The organism is Streptomyces guryensis (genome assembly GCF_021261325.1).
GTDB classification, from domain to species: Bacteria; Actinomycetota; Actinomycetes; order Streptomycetales; family Streptomycetaceae; genus Streptomyces; species Streptomyces guryensis.
In genome coordinates this window covers 35,906-57,867 of sequence record NZ_JAJSBI010000027.1, presented here as the reverse complement: position 1 = coordinate 57,867, position 21,962 = coordinate 35,906, and the positions used below count along the sequence as shown (strand labels likewise).

General features: G+C 71.2%; 22 protein-coding genes and 2 pseudogenes. 9 read left to right on the top strand and 15 right to left on the bottom strand.

Going from position 1 to position 21,962, the window contains the following annotated elements; genetic code table 11:
• The first annotated feature begins 18 nt into the window (after positions 1 to 18).
• Positions 19 to 492 (top strand): MarR family winged helix-turn-helix transcriptional regulator, encoded by a 474-nt coding sequence (locus tag LJ657_RS37810; RefSeq protein WP_232653754.1) that lies wholly within the window; start codon positions 19 to 21, stop codon positions 490 to 492.
• Between the two features lies 1 nt (position 493).
• On the opposite strand, the gene LJ657_RS37805 is transcribed toward LJ657_RS37810, so the two are convergent.
• Positions 494 to 1,648 carry a CapA family protein gene (locus LJ657_RS37805; protein WP_232653751.1) on the bottom strand — a complete coding sequence of 385 codons (1,155 nt, stop codon included), beginning with the start codon at positions 1,646 to 1,648 and terminating at the stop codon, positions 494 to 496.
• A gap of 234 nt (positions 1,649 to 1,882) precedes the next feature.
• On the opposite strand from LJ657_RS37805, the gene LJ657_RS37800 reads away from it, so the two are divergent.
• The 4 genes from LJ657_RS37800 (at position 1,883) to LJ657_RS37785 (ending at position 5,297) form a co-directional block, all read left to right on the top strand.
• Entirely contained in the window at positions 1,883 to 2,428 is a 546-nt protein-coding gene (locus tag LJ657_RS37800) for a sigma-70 family RNA polymerase sigma factor (protein ID WP_232653749.1), read from the top strand.
• 153 nt (positions 2,429 to 2,581) lie between these two features.
• A complete protein-coding gene (locus tag LJ657_RS37795) occupies positions 2,582 to 3,097 on the top strand; it encodes a hypothetical protein (protein ID WP_232653746.1) in 516 nt (171 codons plus the stop codon).
• A 151-nt stretch (positions 3,098 to 3,248) separates the two neighbouring features.
• Complete coding sequence (locus LJ657_RS37790) at positions 3,249 to 3,905, top strand: anti-sigma factor family protein (protein WP_232653743.1); 657 nt, start codon at positions 3,249 to 3,251, stop codon at positions 3,903 to 3,905.
• A gap of 69 nt (positions 3,906 to 3,974) precedes the next feature.
• Positions 3,975 to 5,297 (top strand): serine/threonine-protein kinase, encoded by a 1,323-nt coding sequence (locus tag LJ657_RS37785; protein ID WP_232653741.1) that lies wholly within the window; start codon positions 3,975 to 3,977, stop codon positions 5,295 to 5,297.
• Between the two features lie 18 nt (positions 5,298 to 5,315).
• Here LJ657_RS37785 and LJ657_RS37780 read toward each other — a convergent pair whose 3' ends face one another.
• Complete coding sequence (locus LJ657_RS37780; RefSeq protein WP_232653739.1) at positions 5,316 to 6,179, bottom strand: Fpg/Nei family DNA glycosylase; 864 nt, start codon at positions 6,177 to 6,179, stop codon at positions 5,316 to 5,318.
• Positions 6,180 to 6,235: 56 nt separating this feature from the next.
• A complete protein-coding gene (locus LJ657_RS37775) occupies positions 6,236 to 8,323 on the bottom strand; it encodes a SpoIIE family protein phosphatase (protein ID WP_232653736.1) in 2,088 nt (695 codons plus the stop codon).
• A gap of 229 nt (positions 8,324 to 8,552) precedes the next feature.
• On the opposite strand from LJ657_RS37775, the gene LJ657_RS37770 reads away from it, so the two are divergent.
• The gene (locus tag LJ657_RS37770; protein WP_232653734.1) at positions 8,553 to 9,977 is read left to right on the top strand and encodes a lipase maturation factor family protein; all 1,425 of its coding nucleotides are present in this window, start codon (positions 8,553 to 8,555) and stop codon (positions 9,975 to 9,977) included.
• Here LJ657_RS37770 and LJ657_RS37765 read toward each other — a convergent pair.
• The 8 genes from LJ657_RS37765 to LJ657_RS37730 are packed head-to-tail and all read right to left on the bottom strand — an operon-like array spanning position 9,965 to position 17,832.
• On the bottom strand, positions 9,965 to 10,789 hold the full coding sequence (locus LJ657_RS37765; protein WP_232653732.1) for an amidohydrolase family protein: 825 nt from the start codon (positions 10,787 to 10,789) through the stop codon (positions 9,965 to 9,967). The two genes, LJ657_RS37770 and LJ657_RS37765, sit on opposite strands and share 13 nt — an antisense overlap.
• Complete coding sequence (locus tag LJ657_RS37760; protein WP_232653730.1) at positions 10,786 to 11,100, bottom strand: L-rhamnose mutarotase; 315 nt, start codon at positions 11,098 to 11,100, stop codon at positions 10,786 to 10,788. Before LJ657_RS37760 ends, LJ657_RS37765 begins: the two co-directional genes overlap by 4 nt.
• Entirely contained in the window at positions 11,097 to 12,089 is a 993-nt protein-coding gene (locus LJ657_RS37755) for an aldo/keto reductase (protein ID WP_232653727.1), read from the bottom strand. Before LJ657_RS37755 ends, LJ657_RS37760 begins: the two co-directional genes overlap by 4 nt.
• A complete protein-coding gene (locus LJ657_RS37750; RefSeq protein ID WP_232653724.1) occupies positions 12,086 to 12,841 on the bottom strand; it encodes an SDR family NAD(P)-dependent oxidoreductase in 756 nt (251 codons plus the stop codon). The genes LJ657_RS37755 and LJ657_RS37750 overlap by 4 nt, the downstream gene beginning before the upstream one ends.
• On the bottom strand, positions 12,838 to 14,190 hold the full coding sequence (locus tag LJ657_RS37745) for an L-fuconate dehydratase (RefSeq protein ID WP_232653722.1): 1,353 nt from the start codon (positions 14,188 to 14,190) through the stop codon (positions 12,838 to 12,840). Before LJ657_RS37745 ends, LJ657_RS37750 begins: the two co-directional genes overlap by 4 nt.
• Before the next feature lie 33 nt (positions 14,191 to 14,223).
• A complete protein-coding gene (locus LJ657_RS37740; protein WP_232653720.1) occupies positions 14,224 to 15,249 on the bottom strand; it encodes an ABC transporter permease in 1,026 nt (341 codons plus the stop codon).
• Entirely contained in the window at positions 15,242 to 16,762 is a 1,521-nt protein-coding gene (locus tag LJ657_RS37735) for a sugar ABC transporter ATP-binding protein (RefSeq protein ID WP_232653717.1), read from the bottom strand. Before LJ657_RS37735 ends, LJ657_RS37740 begins: the two co-directional genes overlap by 8 nt.
• Positions 16,759 to 17,832: a sugar ABC transporter substrate-binding protein gene (locus LJ657_RS37730; protein ID WP_232653714.1), complete on the bottom strand. Its 1,074-nt coding sequence runs from the start codon at positions 17,830 to 17,832 to the stop codon at positions 16,759 to 16,761. Before LJ657_RS37730 ends, LJ657_RS37735 begins: the two co-directional genes overlap by 4 nt.
• A gap of 164 nt (positions 17,833 to 17,996) precedes the next feature.
• Here LJ657_RS37730 and LJ657_RS37725 point away from each other — a divergent pair, with 164 nt between their 5' ends.
• Positions 17,997 to 18,725, top strand: a complete 729-nt coding sequence (locus LJ657_RS37725; protein ID WP_232653711.1) for a FadR/GntR family transcriptional regulator — start codon at positions 17,997 to 17,999, stop codon at positions 18,723 to 18,725.
• Between the two features lie 47 nt (positions 18,726 to 18,772).
• Here LJ657_RS37725 and LJ657_RS37720 read toward each other — a convergent pair whose 3' ends face one another.
• The 4 genes and pseudogenes from LJ657_RS37720 to LJ657_RS37705 form a co-directional block, all read right to left on the bottom strand.
• Entirely contained in the window at positions 18,773 to 19,276 is a 504-nt protein-coding gene (locus tag LJ657_RS37720) for a DUF4231 domain-containing protein (protein ID WP_232653708.1), read from the bottom strand.
• Positions 19,277 to 19,304: 28 nt separating this feature from the next.
• Positions 19,305 to 19,684: pseudogene (locus LJ657_RS37715) on the bottom strand (glycosyl hydrolase-related protein); the annotation flags it as partial.
• Positions 19,675 to 19,889, bottom strand: a pseudogene (locus tag LJ657_RS37710) (endo-beta-N-acetylglucosaminidase); the annotation flags it as partial. The pseudogenes LJ657_RS37710 and LJ657_RS37715, both read right to left, overlap by 10 nt.
• Positions 19,829 to 20,377 carry an ATP-binding protein gene (locus tag LJ657_RS37705; protein WP_232653705.1) on the bottom strand — a complete coding sequence of 183 codons (549 nt, stop codon included), beginning with the start codon at positions 20,375 to 20,377 and terminating at the stop codon, positions 19,829 to 19,831. The gene LJ657_RS37705 and the pseudogene LJ657_RS37710, both read right to left, overlap by 61 nt.
• A 244-nt stretch (positions 20,378 to 20,621) precedes the next feature.
• On the opposite strand from LJ657_RS37705, the gene LJ657_RS37700 reads away from it, so the two are divergent.
• Together LJ657_RS37700 and LJ657_RS37695 are read left to right on the top strand one after the other, a co-directional pair.
• Entirely contained in the window at positions 20,622 to 20,864 is a 243-nt protein-coding gene (locus LJ657_RS37700; protein WP_232653683.1) for a DUF397 domain-containing protein, read from the top strand.
• Between the two features lie 161 nt (positions 20,865 to 21,025).
• Entirely contained in the window at positions 21,026 to 21,931 is a 906-nt protein-coding gene (locus LJ657_RS37695; RefSeq protein ID WP_232653679.1) for a Sco1979 family transcriptional regulator, read from the top strand.
• The last annotated feature ends 31 nt before the right edge of the window (positions 21,932 to 21,962 follow it).

Here is a 21,962-nt window from a genome sequence, read left to right as displayed (position 1 = left end):
GGATGTCATGATGGGCGGGTGGACGACATCGACAAGCCCCTCACCCCCGACGAGCTGGGCCACCGCCTGACCGAGGTGTTCGACCTGGTCGGCCCGCTGTACCGGCGCGCCCTGCGCAAGGTCGAGCAGGGCGAGGCCGTCGAGGGGGTCTCCGTCGGCGTACGCGCCGTACTGGACCTGCTGCGGCAGCACGGGCCCCTGACGGTGCCCCAGATGGGCCGGATCCTCGCCCTGAGCCGGCAGTTCGTGCAGCGCATGGTCAACGACGCGGCGGCCCAGGGGTGGGTCGAGGTCACACCCAACCCCGCGCACCAGCGGTCGTCCCTGATCCGGCTCACGGAGGAGGGCCGGGCGACCGTCACGGCCGTCCTGGGCCGTGAGCACTACCTGAACCGGCAGGTGGGCGGCGAGCTGACCGACGCCGAAGTCCGGGCGTGCGTACGGGTGTTGACGGAGATCCTGAAGACCTTCGACCAGGTGGACATGGACTGACCTACTGCCCCATGGTCAGCCCGTCCTTCGCCGCTCCCCGGCTCAGCACCACGTTGCGGATCGCGTCGCGCACGGCCTTCACCTCGGCGCCCTGGGCGATGGCCTGGTTGAGGTTCACCGCCCGCCCGGCGTCGACGTCGAACATCAGCGGGACGAATTCCGCCTTGGTGACCAGCCAGCGGCCGCCCGGACGGTCGGGCCGGGTGAAGGTGAAGCGACCGAGGGTGGACTGGTTGCCGCGCGGGTCCTGGACCCCCTCCTTGTTGTTCATCTCGCCGGCGATCTGGTCACCCAGGCCGTAGACGACCCAGGTGCCGTTGACCTTCTCGTACGCCTGCGGGACATGGGCACGGGTGCCGAGGATGAGGTCGACGTCGGGGCGGCCGCCGGCGCGGGAGGCCGTGAGCTGCCGGGCCAGGGCGAGCTGCTGCCGGTCGGGCGCGTCCTGCCATTCGGTGCCCCAGTGCACGGAGACGACGACCACGTCGGCGCCCGCCCGCCGGGCCGCCCGGGCGTCCTCGATGATCCTGTTCCCGTTCAGGAGGCTGACGGCCCACGGCTCGCCCTGGGGCAGCGGGATGCCGTTGGTGTCGAAGGTGTAGGCGAGGTGGGCCACCCGGGCGGGGCCCGCACGCAGGATCGTGACGGTGCGCGCCTCGGCCTCGGTGCGTGCCGAACCGGCATGCCGTACGCCCGCGCCGTCGAGGGCGTCGAGGGTGCGGCGGACACCGTCGGCGCCGTCGTCGAGGCTGTGGTCCGAGGCGGTGGAGCAGCTGTCGTAACCGGTGGCGGCCAGGCCCCGGGCGATCTCGGGCGGCGACTTGAACGGGGGGTGGCCGCTGTAGGCGCCGTTCGCCCCGTAGACGGTACCCATGTGACACAGCGCCAGGTCGGCGCGGGAGACGACGGGGCCGATGCCGGAGAACATCGGCCGGAAGTCGTATCCGGCGCCGCCGCCGTCGAAGCGGGCACGGTCGATGATCGAGGCGTGCGGGATGACGTCACCGGAGGCGACCAGCGTGAACGTACGGGCCTCGGCCGGGGCCCCCGGCTGTCCGGCGCGCGTGGACGCGTGCTGATGCTGGGCCTGGCAGGCCGCTCCCGCGGTCAGCATGGCCATCAGGGCCAGGGCAACCTGTCGTCTCCGTGCAATCATCAGCTCACCCCACTGTTGTCAGATTTACGCATAAATAGGTACGAACCTGAGTGCGCGCCCAAACAACCGCGCCATGCCGATTAGCCCGTCCGGTGCCGGCGAACGAGCGCCCCGGGGAGGCTCGCGGGGCGCGCGGGACCGTTCGTCGTACCGTTCGTCGACGCGATCGACCGTCCGCCGCAGATCCCGGCACGGACCCTGTCCCGAGGCGGCACCCTGCGATGCCATACGGCCATGACGGCCGGGACCACCCTCACGAACGCGACGACCGCCGACCACGAGCTCGCCGCGCTGCAGCGCGAGCACGGCCGCCCCCTCTTCGCGCTCCTGCTAAGGCTCTCCGACGGCGACCGGCAGCGCGCCGAGGACCTGGTGCAGGAGACCCTCGTGCGTGCCTGGCAGCACCCCGAGGCGCTGCGCGCCGACGACTTCGACTCCGTACGGCCATGGCTCATGACCGTGGGACGGCGGCTCGCCATCGACGCGCGGCGGGCCCGGCAGGCGCGGCCGCCCGAGGTCGGGGACGCGATCCTGGAGAACGCGCGGGTGATCGGCGACCACGCCGAGCGGGCCGCCGCCGCCCTCGACGTCCGCGAGGCTGTGAAGACACTCACTCCGGAGCACCGTGAAGTCCTGGTGCTCGTGTACTTCCAGGGGGCAAGTGTGGCGGAAGCAGCCGAAACCCTGGGAATCCCGCCCGGTACGGTGAAGTCCCGCGCGTACTACGCGCTGCGCGCCCTGCGCCGGGTGCTTCCCGGATATGCAGCCGACCTGCGGTGAAACCGACGGCTGAGTCAAACCTCCGTAAAGCGCCTTGCTGAGGACCCCGGTTGAGCAATCAGCTGTCCTCATCCGTGTTCCGGACTGGGGGCTTGGGGCCCACAGGGGCCCGGAGTCGGGCGACGCGCACGCACCGGAGGAGGGCAGGAAGGGATGCTGCACAGAGGTCAAGAGAGCACGGACGGCACCGGCGGCGGTGAGCTGGTCGTCCCCATGGCGTGGCTGTACGCCGAGTACATCGCCGACGAGCTGCTGCGGACGGGCGACCTGATGCCGCCTACGTCCTTCGAGTTCCGCGCCGGGCGCGACGCCCTGGCGCTGACCGTCTTCCTCTCGGACACGGACGGCGAGCTCCCGGGCATCCGGGTGGTCTCCCAGTTGGAGACTTGGCTGTCGCTGACGGCATACGACCAGCCGTGGCAGGACTGGGTGCGCGAGCGGATGGCGAAGCTGGCCGCCGAGTCGGCCGGATCCGGCGGCCCCGCTCCGGACTTGGAGCTGGCACGGGCGGCCTGGCGCTGGCTGGAGGAGACCGAGCTGCTCGCGCCCGACCTGAACGCGGTGCCGGGCGGCGCGGGGGTGGTCGGCGAGGACGAGGGTCCGAAGGTGTGGACGAAGGCGTGGCAACTGGGTCTGCCCCTGGGCCACCTCGCCATCCACCTTTTTTGAACTCGATTTGATTTGGACCAATCCGCGGGCCGGGCGGCTCCGAATCCCTTGGTTGCGATTCTCCGTACGCCTTGAGTGATTCGACTGTCTGGTGCGTACCGGTGGGAGCAAGGAGTAACCCCACCCGCACCCAACGGCACGAGGATTCGGCATGAGGTCCCAGGAGAGGCATCGCGACGTCGCCGCGTACGCGCTCGGCGTGCTGGACGAGGCGGACGCCTTCCGCTTCGAGGACCACCTCATGGAGTGCGCGCGCTGCGCCGCTCACGTGACCGAATTCGGGCCCATCACCCGGCAGATGATGCTGTACCGCCGGGCGACGCCACGGTTCGTGAGCCCCATGTCCCGGCCCGGCCCACAGTTGCTCGACCGGCTGCTCGGGGCGGTGGCGGCCCGGCACCGGGCCGGCCGGCGGCGCTTCCTCTACGCCGTCGCCGCGTCCCTGGCGATCGGGGTGGCCGGGCCGGGAATCGCGATGCTGGCGGCCGACGGCGGCAGCGCGGGAACCGTCCGGGTCGCGGCGACCGACGCGAAGTCGGGCGTGTGGGCGCAGGTGACCACCCAGGACGAGTATTCGGGCAGCCAGATCAAACTCGAGGTGAAGGACGGCGCGGGCCCGCGCCCCTGTCGTCTGATCGCCTTCGGCCGCGACGGCTCCGAGCAGGTCCTGACCAGCTGGACCGTCCCCAGCCACGACGCCCGCCCGATCACGATGCAGGGCAGCTCCTCCATGCACACCGGCGAGATCGCCCGCTACGAGCTCCGCACGTCGGACGGGGAGCATCTCGTCACGCTCCAGCCCCGCTAGCACCACCGCCGCAACGCCTCACCGCCCGGTGTGACACCCCCGCCCGACGCTGCGCTGTACGCACTGGTGATGTCGGAATCCGGGATGGGTGTGCACGTGCTGCTGGCGGACCGCTATCAGCTGGAAGTACTGCTGGGAAGCGGCGCGATGGGCGAGGTGTGGCGCGCGGCCGACCAGGTCCTGGGCCGGCCGGTGGCGATCAAGCTGCTGAAGGCGGAGGACACCACAGACATCGAGCGGTTCCGCATGGAGGCGCAGACCACGGCCCGGCTCAACCATCCGCATGTGGTGGGCGTGTACGACTTCGGCTCCGATCACGGCCGGCTGCATCTGGTGATGGAACTCGTGAACGGCTGGACCCTCGCGCGGGAGAGGTCGCAGCGCGGGAGCCTGGCACCACGGGAAGCGGCCGCCATCGCCACGCAGGTGGCGCGGGGCCTGTCCGCCGCACACCGCCAGGGCGTGATCCACCGGGACATCAAGCCCGCCAACATCATGCTGACCACCTGCCGCACCGTGAAGATCACGGACTTCGGGATCGCCCGTTTCACCGACGACAGCACCGGCACCGCGACCGCCGGTGGGAAGATCCTCGGCACCGCCGACTACCTGGCCCCCGAGCGGGCCCTGGGGCGGGACGCGCAGCCTGCCTCCGACGTCTACTCGCTCGGCTGCGTGCTGTACGAACTGCTCACCGGCCACCCGCCGTTCAGGGGCGCGACCTCGCTCGCCGTGGTGCAACAGCACGTGGACACCGCCCCACCGCCGCCCCACCGGTTGAACGCCGGCACACCCCGGCAGCTCTCGGACTATGTGCTGCGCCTGCTGGCCAAGGAGCCCGCGCAGCGGCCGAGCGCGGAGGAAGCGGCCGAGTGGCTTGGCGCGCAGGAATGGAGCCGGGCCCCGGCCGAACCGGCAGAGCTGACAGAACCGACGGAACCGCTGGACCCGGCGGAACCTCCGGGACCGGACGGCAGGGCCCTCATCCCCGCGCCGCCCTCCGCACCCTCTCCACCACCGCCCCGAACCGGCGCCCCCGCAGCGCATTCCCGCCCCCGCAACCGCCGGCGACGGGCATCCAAGGCCCTGCTGGGGGGCGCGGCCGTCGCCCTGTTCGCCGCGGCCACGGCCCTCGGGGCCGCGCTGAACTCCGGCGGCGACACCCCTGCCCCGACCGTCCCGCCGAGGTCGTCGCCGACCCGGACAGCTGCCTCGACGCCGACGGACGTCACCACCCCGCCCGCGAGCGACACCGCCACTGCCCGCGGCGCGCCGCCGTCCGCCGTCCCCTCCGCCAGGTCGGCTCCGCCGAAGCCGAAGAAGCACAAGGACGGGCAGCACGGCGGGAAGGACAGGCGCGGCAAGGACAAGACGAAGGGCCGGAAGGGGTAGGCCGACCGAGCCGACCGGCTACTTGAGCAGCCGCGACATCCTCCGGTCCGCGAGCGGCTTGCCGCCCGTCTGGCAGGTCGGGCAGTACTGGAGCGAGGAGTCGCTGAAGGAGACCTCGCGAATCGTGTCGCCGCACACCGGGCAGGGCTCGCCGGTGCGGCCGTGGACGCGCAGACCGCTCTTCTTCTCCGCCTTCAGACGGCCGGCCGCCACCCCTCGGGAGCGCTCGACCGCCTCGGTGAGCGTGGTACGCAGGGCCTCGTAGAGACGTGCGGTGTCCTCGGGGGTGAGGGTCGCGGCGAGCTTGAACGGGGACATCTTCGCCGCGTGCAGGATCTCGTCGCTGTAGGCGTTGCCCACGCCGGCGATCAGGCTCTGGTCGCGCAGGGCGCCCTTGAGCTGGCGGCGCTCGGGGCCGAGGAGGGCGGCAAGGCGGCTCTCGTCGAAGTCGTCGGCCAGCGGGTCGGGGCCGAGGCGGGCGACGCCCGGGATCTCCTGGGCGTCGTGGACGACGTAGACGGCGAGGCGTTTCTGGGTGCCCGCCTCGGTGAGGTCGAAGCCCGCGCCGGTCTCCAGGGCCACGCGCAGGGCGAGGGGGCCCTTGCCGGGGCGGGGCGGGCCGTCCGGGAGCCGGTCCTTCCAGTGCAGCCAGCCCGCGCGGGCCAGGTGGGTGACGAAGTGCGGGCCGCCGTCCGTCTCCAGGTCGAGGAACTTCCCGTGCCGGTGCACGGCGGTGACCTCGCGGCCCTCGACGGCGGTGGGTGCAGGGTCGTACGTCTTGAGGACGCTGATCGCGACGGGCAGCACCCGCACGATCTCGTGACCGACCAGGTGCTCGGTGAGGAAGTCCTTGAGCGCTTCGACCTCGGGGAGTTCCGGCATACGTCCAGAGTGCCACCCGGCTACGACAGCGGCGGGCGGGAGCAGCCGTGGCGGGCTCAGTCGCGGTCCGGGACCACGAACTCGCACCACACGCACTTGCCGCCGCCGCGGGCCTCCACGCCCCACACGTCCGTGAGCAGGTCGACCAGGAGCAGGCCCCGCCCGGAGACCCCCGACTCCCCCGCCTCGCGGCGGCGCGGGAGGGCGCTGGAGGAGTCGTCGACCTCGACGCGCAGCCGGCGCTCGCTGCCGCCGAGGACCCGGAGGGTGACGATCGCGGAGCCTTCGGTGTGCATCAGCGCATTGGTGATCATCTCGTCGGCGACCAGCTCGATCTCGTCGGCGCGCTCCTTGGCGCCCCAGGCACGGACCGCGGCCCGGATCATGTGCCGGGCCTCGGTGAGGGCCTCCGGGTCGCCCGGGGACACGTGCTGCTGGAGCCGGCCGCCGGTCCGCTGGGCGTCCAGGCCGCGGCGGCGCAGCAGGAGCAGGGCGACGTCGTCGTCGCCGCCGCGTTCCTCGGCCACGGAGATGAGACAGTCCGCGAGGTCCCGTACGTCGTCCGGGCCGCTGGTGATGAGGGCGGTGAGGGTGCGCATGCCGTCGTCGAGGTCGGCGCCGGGCTGTTCGACGAGGCCGTCGGTGCACAGCAGGAGGGTGTTGCCGGGGTCGAGTTCGAGGGTGCCGACCGGGTACTCCAGGCGCCCGAACTCGGCGGACAGACCGAGCGGCAGTCCGCCGGGCAGGGAGACCCGGCGGCAGCTGCCGTCGGCGTCCCGGATCAGCGGGTCGATGTGACCGGCACGGACCACCTGGACCACTCCGGTGGCCAGGTCGGCCTCCGCGTACAGGCAGGTCGCGAACCGGTCGGTGTCGAGTTCGCGCAGGAAGACGGAGGCTCGGGCCATGACGGTGGCGGGGGTGTGGCCCTCGGCGGCGTAGGCGCGCAGCACGATGCGCAGCTGGCCCATGACGGCGGCCGCGTGCGTGTCATGGCCCTGGACGTCTCCGATGACGGCGCCGACCCGGCCGCCGGGCAGCGGGATCAGGTCGTACCAGTCGCCCCCGATGTCCCGGCCCAGGGAGCCCGCGGCGGAGCCGGAGCGGTAGCGGACGGCGACGTCGGCGCCGCGGACGCTGGGGATGGTGCGCGGCAGCATGGCCTGCTGGAGGCCGGTTGCGAGGTCCTTCTCCTGCTCGTAGAACATGGCGCGCTGCATGCTCTGCGCGATGCTGCTGCCCAGGGCGAGCAGGACGTTGCGCTCCTCGGGCGAGAAGCCGCGCCGGTCGCTGTAGAGCAGGCCCATGGCGCCGATCGGCCGGGCCTGGACGATCAGGGGCAGATAGGCGGCCGCCGTGATGTTCAGGCCGGTGAGGTGCGGCCACAGCAGGGGATAGCCCTGGGCGAACTCCTCCGGCGACTCGATGAAGCGGGGCGTGAGGGTCCGCACCACCTCACTCATGGGGTACGGCTCGTCGATGCGGGTGACGTCGGTGCCGGGGACGAAGCTCCCCGCGGGGCCCTCCGCTATCAGCCGGATGCGGCCGGCCTCGACCAGGCCCACGACCAGGCTGGTGGCGCCGAGGTGGGTGAGGCCGTGGGTGTCCTTGAGGACGTCGATGACGTCCTGGACGGTGCGGGCGTGCGCGAGAGCGGCCGTGGTGAGCTGGACGACGTTGGTCTGCTCGCGCCGCGCCGCGTCCTCGGCGGCCTCCTCGCGGCGGTCCTGGCTCTCGCTCAGCTCCTGGGTCGCGTCCCGGACGATGCCGATGATCCGGCGCGGGCGGCCCGTCTCGTCGCGCCGGATGTAGCCCTGGGTGTGGGTCCAGCGCAGGGTGCCGTCGCGGCGGCGGATGCGGAAGTAGGCGCCGTAGTTCTCGCTGCCGTCCTTCAGGGCCTGGGCGACCAGGCCGTCGAGCCGGTAGGCCTCGGGCCTGGGGACCCGGACGGCGAGCGTCTCGGGGTGGTCGTCGTATTCGTCGGGGCGCAGGTCGAAGACCTCGTGGGCCTGGGCGTCCATGTGGAACAGACCGGTGTCCAGGTCCCAGTCGAAGCTGCCCATGCGGTTGAGCGCCAGGATCGGATCCGGGTGGGCGGGCCAGGCGTCCGGGAGAGACAGGGCGCTCACGCCCCGATCAACCATGGGCCCACCTTGCCAGGGTTCACCCGATTCTTCGACCGGGAAGCGACGAGGAATTCCCCGGCTCTCCGGTCGCCGTCGGTGCTCGGCCGTCGAAACCGTTCCTCCTGGCTCAGTTCACGCATTTCGTCACTATTGTCCGCCTCACCCACTTGGGTTACGCAAGCGGAAGAGGGACATACGGAGAGTGACATAGGGTTCGGCGCGACAATGGAGTGAGGAGCGCACGGCCGTGGAGTGGTTCATCGCACCCGGGTACTGGTGGAGCCGGCTGGTCTTCCAGCGGGCTCTGGCCGGCCTGTACCTCGTGGCGTTCCTGACGGCGGCCCTGCAGTTCCGCGCGCTGATCGGCGAGCGAGGCATGCTGCCGGTCCCCCGCTTCGTCGGCCGGGTGCGCTTCAAGCAGGCCCCCAGCCTGTTCCAACTCCACTACTCGGACCGCTTCTTCGCCGCCTGCGCCTGGACCGGCTGCGCGGTCTCGGCGGCACTGATCGCCGGACTGGACTCCCGACTCCCGCTCTGGGCAGGGATGTTGCTGTGGCTGGTCCCCTGGGTGCTGTACCTGTCGATCGTCAACGTCGGCCAGACCTGGTACGCCTTCGGCTGGGAATCACTGCTGCTGGAGGTGGGCTTCCTGGCGGTCTTCCTCGGCAACGACGACGTGGCTCCGCCGGTCGTGGTCCTCTTCCTGCTGCGCTGGATCCTGTTCCGGGTGGAGTTCGGCGCAGGCCTGATCAAGATGCGCGGCGACGCGTGCTGGCGGAAGCTGACCTGCCTGTACTACCACCACGAGACCCAGCCGATGCCGGGACCCCTGAGCTGGTTCTTCCACCACCTGCCCCGGCCCCTGCACCGGGTCGAGGTGGCCGCCAACCACGTCACCCAACTCGTCGTCCCGGTGCTGTTGTTCACCCCTCAGCCGGTCGCCACGGCCGCCGCCTCGCTGATGATCGTCACCCAGCTGTGGCTGGTCCTGTCGGGCAACTTCGCCTGGCTGAACTGGATCACCATCGTCCTCGCCGTCTCCGCGCTGAAGCTCCCGGCCGGCCCGCCGTCCTCCGTGCCCGACGCCCCGCTCTGGTACGAGGCCGTGGTCCTCGCGATCGCCGCGCTGCTCCTCGGGCTCAGCTACCACCCGGTGGCGAACATGATCTCCCGCCGCCAGATCATGAACCGCTCCTTCGACCCTCTCCACCTGGTCAACACCTACGGCGCGTTCGGCAGCGTCAGCCGGATCCGGCACGAGGTGGTCATCGAGGGCACCGACGACGCCGTACCGCACGAGGACTCGGACTGGCGGGAATACGAGTTCAAGGGCAAACCGGGCGATCCACGGCGCTGGCCCCGCCAGTTCGCTCCCTACCACCTGCGCCTCGACTGGCTGATGTGGTTCGCCGCGCTCTCGCCCTCGTACGCCGGGGCATGGTTCGGCGCCCTGGTGGAACGGCTCCTGGAGAACGACCGCGACACGCTGCGCCTGCTGCGCCGCTCCCCGTTCCCGCCGGACGCCCCGCCCCGCTACATCCGGGCCCGCCTCTTCCGCTACGAGTACACGAGCTGGCGGAAGCTGCGGGAGACAGGGGCCTGCTGGGAGCGGACGTATGTGCGGGAGTATCTGCCGCCAACGCGGCTGGCGGGGGTGGCTCAGAGGTCGTAGACGCGGACGGCGGTGGTCTCGAAGAGCTGGGTGTGTTCGGCCTCCGGCGTCAACCGGCGTGCGATGTCGATGACCGCGCCGTATGTCACCGTCGCTGTGCACACCGGCCAGTCCGAGCCGAACATCAGGCGGTCGGGGCCGAACGCCTCCAGTGCGGTGTCGGTGTACGGGCGGAGGTCGTCGACGGTCAATGAGTCCGGGTCGGCCTCGCTGACCAGGCCGGAGAGTTTGGCGACCGTGTTTGGCAGGTCGGCGAGGGCGTGGAGGCCGGCCGCCCAGGGTTCGAGGGCACCGGAGGCGATGGACGGTTTGCCCAAGTGGTCGAGGACGAAGGTGAGTTGAGGGAGAGCGGCGGCCGCTTTGGTGCAGGCCGGGAGTTGGTGTGGGAGGACGACGAGGTCGTAGACAAGGCCCGCTGCGGCGACCGCGGCCAGGCCTCTGTGGACGTCCGGGCGGAGCAGCCACTCGGGGTCGGGTTCGCCCTGGACCTGGTGGCGGATGCCCTTGAGGTGGTGACCGCCGGGGAGTGCGCGCAGGCGGGACAGTTCGTCGGTGATGTCCGGGCGGGTGAGGTCGGTCCAGCCGACGACGCCCGCGATCAGGTCGTGGGCGGCGGCGAGTTCCAGGAACTCCGGGGTCTCCTCCGGCACGGTGATCGTCTGTACGAGGACGGTGCGGTCGACTCCGGCCGCGTGCGCCTCGCGGGTGAGGTCGGCCACAGTGAAGTTCCGGCGGAGTGGGCTGGGTTCGGGGATCCAGTCCTGGTCCCGGACGGAGAGGTCCCACACATGGTGGTGGGCGTCCACCGTCATGGCAGCTCCCAGACCGCGGGCAGACCGGCGGCCGCACCTTCGCCGGAGTAGTCGTGCACGACGTCCAGCAGCTCCGCCATGCGGGCCTGCCAGGCGATGTTGACCGGGAGCTTCTCCAGTTCGGCGAGGAGACGGGCGTAGTCCTCGCACTCCAGGACGTGGAAGAGGTCGGTGCCGCTGCGCCAGATCGTCCAGGAGGTGGCGCCGGCCGCGCGGATCGCGTCCGTCAGTTCCTTCGGGACCTCGCGGTGGGCAGCCTCGTACTCGGCGATACGGTCCGCGCGGACCTTGGTGTGCAGGGCGACTCTCATGACGGTTCCTCGGCGGGTACGGGGGCGTCGGGCGGCAGGAGCCCTTCCGCGCGCAGCTGCTGCCAGAAGGCGGCGGGAGGGGGCGCCGCGAACTGCTCGGCGCAGTCGCGGACTTCCGCAGCCGAGCGGGCGCCCACGAGCACGCTCGCGACCGCCGGATGGGCGGCGCAGAAGGAGAGGGCGGCGGCGCGCAGCGTGGTGCCGTGCAGGGCGGCGACCGCCTTCAGGTGCAGGGCGCGGTCCAGCAACCCCGCTGGAGCGGCCGCGTAGTTGTACGTCGCTCCCGGCTTCGGGTCGGCGAGCAGACCGGAGTTGAAGGCACCGCCGATGACCACCGACGTGCCGCGTTCCTGCGCAGCGGGCAGGAGCTCGGTGAGCGCCGGCTGCTCCAGGAGCGTGTAGCGGCCGGCGCACAGGACGACGTCGACGTCGGTGTCGCGGACGAAACGGGTGAGCATCTCGGCCTGGTTCATGCCCGCGCCGATGGCGCCCACGACTCCTTCCGAGCGCAGCTTCTCCAGCGCCGGGTATCCCTCGCGGAAGGCCTGTTCGGCGTGGTCGTCGGGGTCGTGGAGGTAGACGGCGTCGACGCGGTCGAGGCCGAGCCGTTGCAGGCTGGCGTCGATGCTGCGGCGTACGCCGTCGGCGCTGAAGTCCCACACCCGACGGTGGGTGGCGGGCACGGCGAAGCCGTTCGCGAGGTCGTCGCCGCCCCCGCCGTAGGGCTCCAGACGGCGGCCCGCCTTGGTGGAGATCGTGTAGCCGGTACGGGGGTGTGCGCGCAGGGCGGCGCCGAGGCGGCGTTCGGACAGGCCGAGGCCGTAGTGCGGGGCGGTGTCGAAGTAGCGGATGCCCTGCTGCCAGGCGGTGGCCACGGCCTCCTGCGCCTGCTCTTCGCTCACCTCGGTGTAGAGGTTGCCGATGACGGCACCACCGAAGGCGAGTGTGCTGACCTCGACGGCGCTGCCGCCCAGCCGGTTCGCCGTCACTGACCCACCGGCCTCAGGCGCAGTCCCTGCATGCCGCCGTCCACGGCGAGGGAGGTGCCGGTGGTGGCGCCGGACAACGGACTCGCCAAGTAGGCGATGGCACCGGCGACTTCGGCCGCGCTGACGAGGCGGCCGGTGGGCTGGCGGGCTTCCAGTGCGGCACGTTCGGCCGCGGGGTCGTCGGCCGCGTCCAGCAGACGGCCGATCCACGGCGTGTCCGCCGTACCGGGGTTGACGCAGTTGACGCGGATGCCCTCGCGGACGTGGTCGGCGGCCATGGCGAGGGTCAGCGAGTACACCGCGCCCTTGCTCGCGCAGTACAGGGCTCGCTGCGGCAGGCCCGCGGTGGCGCCGATGGAGCAGGTGTTGACGATCGCCGCGTGCTGCGAGCGGCGCAGATGAGGCAGGGCGGCGCGGGCGACGCGGACCATGCCGACCACGTTGATGTCGAGGACGCGGTGCCATTCGGCGTCGTCGTTGTCCTCGACCGTGCCCTGCGCACCGACACCGGCGTTGTTGACCACGATGTCGAGGCCGCCGAGTTCGGTGACCGCGGCGGCCACCGCCTCCCGTACGGACGCGTCGTCGCTGACGTCGGCGCGGAAGCCGAGCAGCGGCTTGTCGACCGGGGCCGGGTCGAGGTCGAGGACGGCGACCTGGGCGCCGCGGGCGGCGAGGAGTTCCGCCGTCGCCCGTCCGATGCCGGAGGCCCCGCCCGTGACCAGGGCCTTCAGCCCCTCGAAGTCGCTCATGCCGCCCGTCCTTCTTTCTTCTCGTCGAGGTCGGCGGCCCAGAAGGCGCCGCCGGGGAAGGTGTACCGCGCGATCGCCTCCGGGCGCATGGCGGCCGAGAAGCCCGGCGCGGCGGGTGCCGTGTAGTGACCCTGGCGGATCACCACCGGATCGAGGAAGTGGTCGTGCAGATGGTCGACGTACTCGATGACCCGGTCCTCGGTGGTGCCGGAGACCGCCACGTAGTCGAACATCGACAGGTGCTGGACGAGTTCGCACAGGCCGACGCCGCCCGCGTGCGGGCAGACCGGCACCCCGAACTTGGCGGCGAGCAGCAGGATCGCCAGGTTCTCGTTGACGCCGCCGACTCGGACCGCGTCGATCTGGACGACGTCGAGGGCGCCGGCCTGCAGGAGCTGTTTGAAGACGATCCGGTTCTGGACGTGTTCGCCGGTCGCCACCTTGACGGGGGCCACCGCCGCACGGATGGCCGCGTGGCCGAGGACGTCGTCGGGGCTGGTGGGTTCCTCGATCCAGTACGGGTCGAACTCGGCGAGGGCCTTGGTCCAGCGGATCGCCTCGCCGACGTCCCAGCGCTGGTTGGCGTCGATGGCCATGCGGATGTCCGGACCGACGACCGAGCGGGCGACCCGGCAGCGGCGGATGTCGTCGTCGAGGTCGGCACCGACCTTGAGCTTGATCTGCGTGAACCCGTCGACGACCGCCTGGGCGGCCAGCCGGGTGAGCTTCTCGTCGCTGTAGCCGAGCCAGCCGGCGGAGGTGGTGTAGCCGGGGTAGCCGTGCTCCAGCAGCCGGGCCGTGCGCTCCTCGGAGCCCGCGCGGCCCCGGTGCAGGATCTCCAGCGCCTCCTCGGGGGTGAGCGCGTCCGTGAGGTACCGGAAGTCGATCTGCCCGACCAGCCACTCGGGGTCGGCCTCGGCGAGCAGCCGCCACAGCGGCTTTTCGGCACGCTTGGCCGCCAGGTCCCACACGGCGTTGACGACCGCCCCGATCGCCATGTGCATCACGCCCTTCTCGGGCCCCAGCCAGCGCAGCTGGCTGTCGCCGATCAGGTCGCGGTAGACGACTCCCGGGTCGGCGCACACCTCGTCGACGGACCGTCCCACCACGTGGTGACGCAGCGCGTGGATCGCGGCGACCTGGACATCGTTGCCACGCCCGATGGTGAAGGTGAAGCCGTGCCCCTCCGGCTCGTCCTCGCCGTCGGTGCGCAGTACGACGTACGCGGCCGAGTAGTCGGGGTCCGGGTTCATCGCGTCGGAGCCGTCGAGCTCGCGCGAGGTCGGGAACCGGATGTCGTAGGTGTCGACCGCGGTGATGCGGCGGGAGGGGCCGGGCGTCGGGGACACGGAGGGCCTTTCGGTCGGGGGCAGGGGCGGGCGTCAGTCCTGGGCGCGGCCCGTGGTGAGGCGGGCGAGGATGAGCGCGAGCAGGATGATTCCGCCGTAGATGGCGTCGATCCAGAACGACGGCACCTGGGCCATGGTCAGCATGGTCTTGACCACACCCAGCAGGAGTACGCCGGTCAGGGCGCCGAACATGGTGCCCTTGCCGCCGTCGAGGCTGATCCCGCCGATCACGGCGGCGGCGAACACCGTGAAGATCATGTTCTGGCCCTGGTTGGCACCGATGGCGCCTACGTAGCCGGTGTACATCAGACCGCCGATCGAGGCGAGGACACCGGCGACGACATAGACGCCGAGCCGGACCCGGTCGACGCGGATTCCGGCGGCGCGGGCCGCCTCCAGGTTGCCGCCGATCGCGTAGAGCGAACGGCCCACACGGTGGTACTTGAGCACCAGCCCGGCGATCGCGAAGGCAGCGGCGGCCACCCACACGGAGATCGGAATGCGCAGGAACGTGGTGGTGGCCACCGAGAAGAACGCGTCGGGCATGCCGAACAGCGTCTTGCCCTTGGTGGCACCGACCAGCAGCCCGCGCAGGATGATCAGCATGGCGAGGGTGACGATGAACGCGTTGAGCCTCACCTTCACGACGAGGATGCCGTTGAAGGCACCGATCGCCGCGCCGACCAGAGGGATGGCCAGCAGAGCGAGCCCGGTGGGGAGTTCCGTGCCCCAGCCGGCCTCGGCGGCCGGCAGCACCAGGAGCGCCGCCACCGCCGGCGCGATGCCGACCACCGACTCCAGCGACAGATCGAACTTGCCGGTGATCAGGACCAGCGACTCGGCCAGGACCACCATCGCCAGCGATGCCGACGAGGCCAGGATGGAGATCAGGGTGGCCTCGGTGAAGAAGGAGTCGTTCAGGAGGGCGCCGAGCAGGAGCAGCAGCAACAGTGCGGGGACCAGGGCGAGTTCGCGGGCGCGGCGCAGCAGGACCGCCCTCGCCGCCCGGGCGTCGGGCATGCTCACCGGCTTCACCGGCGGAGCCTTGGTGTCAGCCATGGTGGTCCACTCCTTCGATGGAGGCGATCAGCTCATGGTCGCGCCAGCCCGCCGGGTGCTCGGCGACGACGCGGCCGTGGAAGAGGACGAGGACGCGGTCGCAGCGCCGCAGGTCGTCGAGTTCGTCGGAGACGACCAGGACCGCGGTGCCGTCCTCGCGGGCGCTGTCCACGCGGGCCAGCAGTGACTCCTTGGACTTCACGTCGACGCCCGCGGTGGGGTTGATCAGGACGAGCAGCCGCGGGTCGGAGGCGAGGGCGCGGGCCATGACGACCTTCTGCGCGTTGCCGCCGGAGAGGTCGGAGACGGGCTGCTCGGGGCCCTCGGTATGGATGTCGAGGCGGTCGATCAGTTCGGTGGCGAAGCCGCGTTTGCGGTCGGTGCCGATGAAGCCGAAGCGGCCGAGCCGGTCCAGGACGCTCATGGTGGTGTTGTCGCCGATGGTCATCCCGGCGACCAGGCCCTGGTCGTGCCGGTCGCGCGGGACACAGCCGACGCCGGCCTTCAGAGCGGCCTGCACCGAGCCGAACCGCAGCCGCTCGCCGTCCAGTCGGGCGGTTCCGCCGGTGGGCGTGCGCAGGCCTGCGACGGCCTCAGCCAGCTCGGTCTTGCCGCTGGCGCTGGATCCGGCGAGCCCGACCACCTCACCGCGCCGGACGGTCAGGTCGACGTCCTCGTAGGCGTCCGAGGTGAGCCCGCGGACGTCGAGCAGGACGGGCGCGCCGGCGTCGACGACCCGTTCCTGTACGGCCTGTTCGGCGATCGCCTCGATGGACTCCCCCGCCATGGCCTCGATCAGCGCGGCCCTCGGCAGGTCGGCGACCGGGGCGGTGGTGATCCAGCGGGCGTCGCGCAGCACCGTGACGGCCTGGCAGACCTCGTACACCTCCTGGAGGTGGTGCGAGATGAACAGGAACGTGACACCGGAGTCCTGGAGCGTGCGCATGCGGCTGAAGAGCCGCTCGATCTCGCGCTTGTCCAGCTGGGCCGTCGGTTCGTCGAGGACGATGAAGCGGGCGCCGAAGCTGAGCGCCCGGGCGATCTCCACCATCTGGCGGTCCTCGACCTTGAGGTCGGCCGTGCGTGCCTCCGGGTCGACGCGCACGTCCCAGGTGTCGAGGAGGGCGGCCGCCTCGGCCTTCAGCCGCCGCCAGCTGATGAAGCCGCGGCTGAGCGGCTGCCGGTTGATGAAGAGGTTCTCGGCGACCGTCAACTCCGGCACGACGGTGGGGTGTTGGTAGACGCAGGCGACCTTGCGGCGCCAGGCGTCGCGGTCGGCGAGCGGGGGTGCGGGTTCGCCGTCGAAGCGGATCGTGCCCTCGTCGGGCGTCTGGAGTCCGGTGAGGACGTTGACCAGGGTCGACTTGCCGGCGCCGTTGCGGCCGACGAGGGCGTGGGACTCGCCGGACAGCACGGTGAGCCTGCCGTCCGCGAGGGCGGTGGTGGGGCCGTAGCGCTTGACGATGCCCCGCGCCTCGACGAGGGGCACGGGCGGGCTGTCCTGGACGCTCACTTGACCGTGTTCCCCCACAGCTTGGGGTCGTCCACGTTGTCCTTCGTCACCAGCGGCGCGGGCAGCTGGTCCTCGAGGATGCCGCTGGGCAGCTTGACGATGGTCGAGTCGTGGTCGGTCGGGCCCGGCTTGAAGGTCTTGCCCTCCATCGCCGCCTTGATGTAATACATGCCGTACTTGGCGTAGGCGTCGGCGGGCTGGGAGACGGTCGCATCGATCTCGCCCTTGCGGATGGCGTCGAACTCCTGCGGGATGCCGTCGTTGGAGACGATGGTGATGTGGCCCGCGGTGCCGGCCTTCTTCAACAGCCCCTTGGACTTGAGGGTCTGCAGGGTCGGCGCCAGGTAGACGCCGCCGGCCTGCATATAGATGCCCTTGATGTCGGGGTTGGCGTTGAGGAGGGTGCCCAGCTGGGAGGCGGCCGTGTCGGACTCCCACTTGGCGGGGATCTCAAGAACCTTCAGCTTCGGGTACTTCTGCTTCACGCAGGCCCGGAATGCCTCGGAGCGGTCCCGGCCGTTGACCGAGGCGAGGTCGCCCATGATCTGCACGACCTTGCCGCTGGTGACGTGCTTGCCGAGATAGTCGCAGGCCTTGGTGCCGTAGGCGACGTTGTCGGCGCGCACGACCATGGCGACCTTGCCCTTGTCGGGCGCCACGTCGACCGCGACGACCGGGACACCCTTGCGGTCGGCCTGGTCGAGGCCGGCCTCGATGGCGGCGCTGTCCAGCGGGGCGACGACGAGGCCCTTCACGCCCTGGTTGAGCTGGTTGTTGATATCGGTGATCTGCTGCGAGGGGTCGCTGTTGGAGTTGACCGTCTTCAGCGCGTCGACGCCTTCGGTCTTCGCCATCTTCGGCACGTAGTCGTTGTACGACTGCCAGAACGGCGAGGTCAGCAGGGGCAGGATCACCCCGACCTTGCCGGTGCCGCCGCCTGAGGCGCTGCCGGTGCCGCCGGTGTCCTTGGTGCTGCCGCACGCGGCGAGCGCGAGCGAGGCGCTCGCGGCCACGGCCAGCACACCGACCAGTCGAAACCTGTTCCGCTTCCCCACTGTCCTGCCGGGCATCTGGCGGCTCCTCGTTGAGCGTGTTCGAGCAGATGCCCGCATACTTATCAGACCACTCCGCCGAAAGAACACCCTCCGGCGGCAGATTTTCACGGATCGGAGCCATAGTGGTCCGACCACTCCGCTGATTAGACTGCGGCGCACCCGGTGAGTGGAGGAATGGCGTGGACGAGACCCTGACCCAAGGGGCACAGCCCGGACCCGCGCCGCAGAAGGGCACCGTGACGCAGCGCGCCATCGAGCAGATCAAGGCGTTGATCGCAGGGGGCCGGCTGGAGCCGGGCCAGCGCCTGCCCACGGAGCGTGATCTGGCTGCCCAGCTGGGCATCTCCCGCAGCTCGATGCGCGAGGCGATCCGCGCGCTCACCGTGCTCGGCGTGCTGGAGGCCCGGCACGGCTCCGGCATCTATGTCACCCAACTGGAGGCCGGCGACCTCCTGGAGACCTTCGGGGTGGTCGCCGACCTGTCCCGCGGCCCGCGCCTGGTGGAACTCCTGGAGGTGCGCCGCATCCTGGAGTCGACCGCGACCGCGCTGGCGGCGGCCCGCATCACACCCGCCCAGCTCGCCGAGGTCGAAAAGCACCTCGCGGCGATGAACGCGACCGACGACCCGGAGGAGATCCTCGCCCACGACCTCGCCTTCCACCGCGAGATCGCGGCCGCCGCCGGCAACGACACCATGGCAGCCATCCTGGAGGGCCTGTCCTCCCGCACCTTCCGCGCCCGGGTGTGGCGCGGCTACCAGGAGGAGGGCGCCTTCGCCCGCACCCGCCGGGAGCATGCGGCGATCCACCGGGCGCTGGTGGCACACGACCCGGAAGCAGCGCGGGCGGCGGCGGCCGCGCATGTGGGCGAGGTGGAGCAATGGCTGCGCGCGCAGCTCGACAGGTGACCGCCGCCCGGCAGGCCGCTAGCTCGTTCCCGTGGGAACGGCACCGCTCAGGCGCTCGGCGGCGCCGCGCCCTGCCCCAGGGCCCCTCCCTGCGTCTGGCCTGATGTCTGCCCTGATGCCTGCCCTTGCGTGTCCGACCATTCCCGCAGTTCGTTCGTGCCCACCTCCTCGATGGTCGCCTGGAGCGTGGCCCGTGCCGCCGTGTCGCGTTCCGCGGGCGGCAGCAGTCGGTAACGGTCGACAGCCCGCCGCAACGTCTCGTGGGACTGCCCGCACACGACCCATCGCGCGGCGGGGCTGAACAGCTGACGCACGCCGGTGAAGAAGACGGCACCGCCGGCGATCAGGGCGGTCAGCCATGCCGGGGCGTGCAGCCCCGCCGCCACCACCGTCGAGGAGGTGGCGGCGAGGGCGCCCAGTTCCGTCGCGTAGTGCATCCGTCGCGACCTGTCCCGTGTGCGGGCGTAGAACGCCAAGTCCCGCTGCGCGAGCGCCAGTACGGGATCCGGCGCCGCGGCCCAGTCCCGGTCGGTGACCGTTCTTCTTCTCATCGGCACATCATGCCTGCGCGGGGCCGCCTCAGGCCCGTCGGAACCGCAAGGTCACCAGCTGGAAGGGGCGCAGCCGCACACCGGCCCGGTCTCCTTCCCGGCGCTCGATCGCCTCCTCGGGCACCGGGCGTTCCAGTAGATCCGTCTCCGTCACGGCCGCCACCTCGAAGCCGGCCGTGAGGGTGGCCCGGGCGCGTCCCCCATGGCTTCATGGAAACGGGCCACCACGTCGCCGCTGCCGTCGTCGGCCAGCTTGACGGCGGTGACCACGACCGCCTCGTGATCGACCGTCACCAGCGGGGCGACCTCCGCCGCCCCGTTCATCCGCCCTTCCCACACGTTGATCCGCCACTCTTCGCGGACCGCGTCCCCGATCCTGCCCCGCACCACTGCATGCCGGAAGCGGTGTTGAAGGCGAGGTCGGTGTCGTCGGCGGCGCGCCAGGCCTTCAGGCTGCGCCAGGTGATGCCGGTTGGGTGCCGGAGGGCAGGGAGTCCGGGTACCAGTAGGAGGCGTGGGGAGCGGCAGCGACGGCCGGCCCAACCGGCGCCGTCAGAGCCGGAACAGGGCCCAGACGACCTTTCCGCCGCCGACGCGCGGGTTCCATCCCCATGCATCGCTCAGCACCGAGATGACCTGCAGTCCCCGTCCCGACTCCGCGAGCTCGTCGGCCTCCATGGCGACGGGGACCAGGTCGCTGTCATCCGTGACCGCGCACACGGCGCACGACCAGCGATCCCAGTACGCGAGCCACAACGCCGGCTGCAACTCCGCCCCGCCGTCGGCTGCTCGGCCGTAGCGCAGGGCGTTGCTCACCAGTTCCGACACGGTGACCGCCACGTCCTGGACGCGTTCGTCCGTGGCCCGGTCGACGAGCGTCGTCCGCGTGAAGTCGCGGGCGATGTGGGCGGACTGGGCGATCGGCGGTACGACGAGCACCGAGCAGTCGGCGGGGCCGGGGCCGTCCTCGGAACTCGGGACGAGGGGAAGACTGAGCCCGGGCCCGGGGCGGCCGACCTGGTCCACGGCCTGGCACAGCCACTGCCAAGTCGCCTCGACACGCAGGGGGTTGACCGGTTCTGCGACCTGCTCTGCGGACATCGCGACCCCTGGTACCCCTGCGGAGAGAACAACCGAGCGCTACACCTGTGCGAAGTATCGTGCTACGTCCGACAGTCCGCACGCAAGTGCATCGGCAATTACGCCTGCAATTGCAGATGATCTTGCGGGCAGTGGTCGCCGGGCGCTATCGTCCCGCACACCACCCGTGGATGCAATTGAAGATGCAATTGCAGCGCCGACCGCGAGTCCACCTCAACGCGACTTCATCTCAAAGAGGCTTCAGATGCAGCACGTGAGCAACGGCATGCCTGCCACCGAGCTGGCAGGGGCGGTCTGGCGCAAGAGCCACCACAGCAACCCGGAGGGCAACTGCGTCGAGCTCGCCGCCCTCCCGGACGGCGGCGTCGCCGTCCGCAACTCCCGCCACCCCCAGGGTCCGGCGCTCGTCTACACCAGCGCCGAGATCTCCGCCTTCGTCCGCGGTGTGAAGGACGGCGACTTCGACGGCCTGCTCCCCGCCGGCTGAGGCCGGGCACACCCGCGGACAGCCGGAAGACGCCGGCCACCGGGGTCGGCGCCTTCCGGCCACTTCACGCACCGCAGCCGTACGACGCCTCGGTGCTACCCTCCTTGGTTGAGTCCCGAACACACGCAGACGCAGCCGGTGCGGCGGCCGAGGGGATGACCATGACGGCAGTTCAGCGAGAACCCATCCCCTCCGGTGTCGACATCCTTGGCCCGCGGCGCGGCGGGCCGACCGTGCAGCGCATCATGCTGGGCACCCGCCTGCGCCGTCTGCGCGAATCCCTCGACATCAGCCGGGAGACGGCCGCTTCGGCCATTCGCGCCTCCGACGCCAAGCTCTGCCGCATGGAGCTGGGCCGCGTCGGCTTCAAACAGCGTGACATCGCCGACCTGCTCACCCTGTACGGCGTCCACGACCCCGCCGTACACCAGGAGTTCCTGGACTCGGTGCGGAGGGCCAACGAGCCCGGCTGGTGGCGGGCGTACGGGGACGCGTTCCCGAGCTGGTTCGAGCAGCATCTGGGCCTGGAGGAGGCCGCCTCCCTCATCCGTACGTACGAAGTCCAGTTCATCCCCGGCCTGTTGCAGACCCCCGCGTACGCCGAGGCCGTCATCCGGCTCGGCCACCCGATCACCTCACCGGACGCGATCGCCCGCCGGGTCGAGCTGCGTATGACCCGGCAGGAGCTGCTCTCCCGGCCGGACGCGCCGAAGCTGTGGGTCGTGGTGGACGAGGCGGCGCTGCGCCGTCCCCTGGGTGGGGCCGAGGTGATGCGTGCCCAACTGGAGCACCTCATCGAGGCGGCCGCGTGGCCGAACGTGACGCTCCAGGTGCTGCCCTTCCACGTCGGCGGTCACGCGGCGGCCGGCGGCCCGATCACCGTGCTGCGCTTCCCCGTTGCGGACCTGCCGGACGTCGTCTACCTGGAGCAGCTCTCCAGCGCCCTGTACCTGGACAAGCCCGAGGAGGTCGACCACTACCTCGCTGTCATGGACCGCCTCAGCCTGGTGGCCTCCCCGGCGGTGGACTCGGTGCCCTTCCTGGAGCAGATCCTCAAGGAGATCTGAACCCGCCACGCCGCGGGATCGCCCCACCCGG

Bases quoted from the DNA above. Each gene is read 5' to 3' on its own strand.
- LJ657_RS37800 (WP_232653749.1), top strand. From the start codon at position 1,883: ATGACGGCCGGGACCACCCTCACGAACGCGACGACCGCCGACCACGAG.
- LJ657_RS37775 (WP_232653736.1), bottom strand. From the start codon at position 8,323: ATGGTTGATCGGGGCGTGAGCGCCCTGTCTCTCCCGGACGCCTGGCCC.
- LJ657_RS37790 (WP_232653743.1), top strand. From the start codon at position 3,249: ATGAGGTCCCAGGAGAGGCATCGCGACGTCGCCGCGTACGCGCTCGGC.
- LJ657_RS37785 (WP_232653741.1), top strand. From the start codon at position 3,975: ATGTCGGAATCCGGGATGGGTGTGCACGTGCTGCTGGCGGACCGCTAT.
- LJ657_RS37705 (WP_232653705.1), bottom strand. From the start codon at position 20,377: ATGTCCGCAGAGCAGGTCGCAGAACCGGTCAACCCCCTGCGTGTCGAG.
- LJ657_RS37695 (WP_232653679.1), top strand. From the start codon at position 21,026: ATGACGGCAGTTCAGCGAGAACCCATCCCCTCCGGTGTCGACATCCTT.
- LJ657_RS37740 (WP_232653720.1), bottom strand. From the start codon at position 15,249: ATGGCTGACACCAAGGCTCCGCCGGTGAAGCCGGTGAGCATGCCCGAC.
- LJ657_RS37760 (WP_232653730.1), bottom strand. From the start codon at position 11,100: ATGAGAGTCGCCCTGCACACCAAGGTCCGCGCGGACCGTATCGCCGAG.
- LJ657_RS37780 (WP_232653739.1), bottom strand. From the start codon at position 6,179: ATGCCGGAACTCCCCGAGGTCGAAGCGCTCAAGGACTTCCTCACCGAG.
- LJ657_RS37750 (WP_232653724.1), bottom strand. From the start codon at position 12,841: ATGAGCGACTTCGAGGGGCTGAAGGCCCTGGTCACGGGCGGGGCCTCC.
- LJ657_RS37700 (WP_232653683.1), top strand. From the start codon at position 20,622: ATGCAGCACGTGAGCAACGGCATGCCTGCCACCGAGCTGGCAGGGGCG.
- LJ657_RS37765 (WP_232653732.1), bottom strand. From the start codon at position 10,789: ATGACGGTGGACGCCCACCACCATGTGTGGGACCTCTCCGTCCGGGAC.
- LJ657_RS37795 (WP_232653746.1), top strand. From the start codon at position 2,582: ATGCTGCACAGAGGTCAAGAGAGCACGGACGGCACCGGCGGCGGTGAG.
- LJ657_RS37805 (WP_232653751.1), bottom strand. From the start codon at position 1,648: ATGATTGCACGGAGACGACAGGTTGCCCTGGCCCTGATGGCCATGCTG.
- LJ657_RS37730 (WP_232653714.1), bottom strand. From the start codon at position 17,832: ATGCCCGGCAGGACAGTGGGGAAGCGGAACAGGTTTCGACTGGTCGGT.
- LJ657_RS37720 (WP_232653708.1), bottom strand. From the start codon at position 19,276: ATGAGAAGAAGAACGGTCACCGACCGGGACTGGGCCGCGGCGCCGGAT.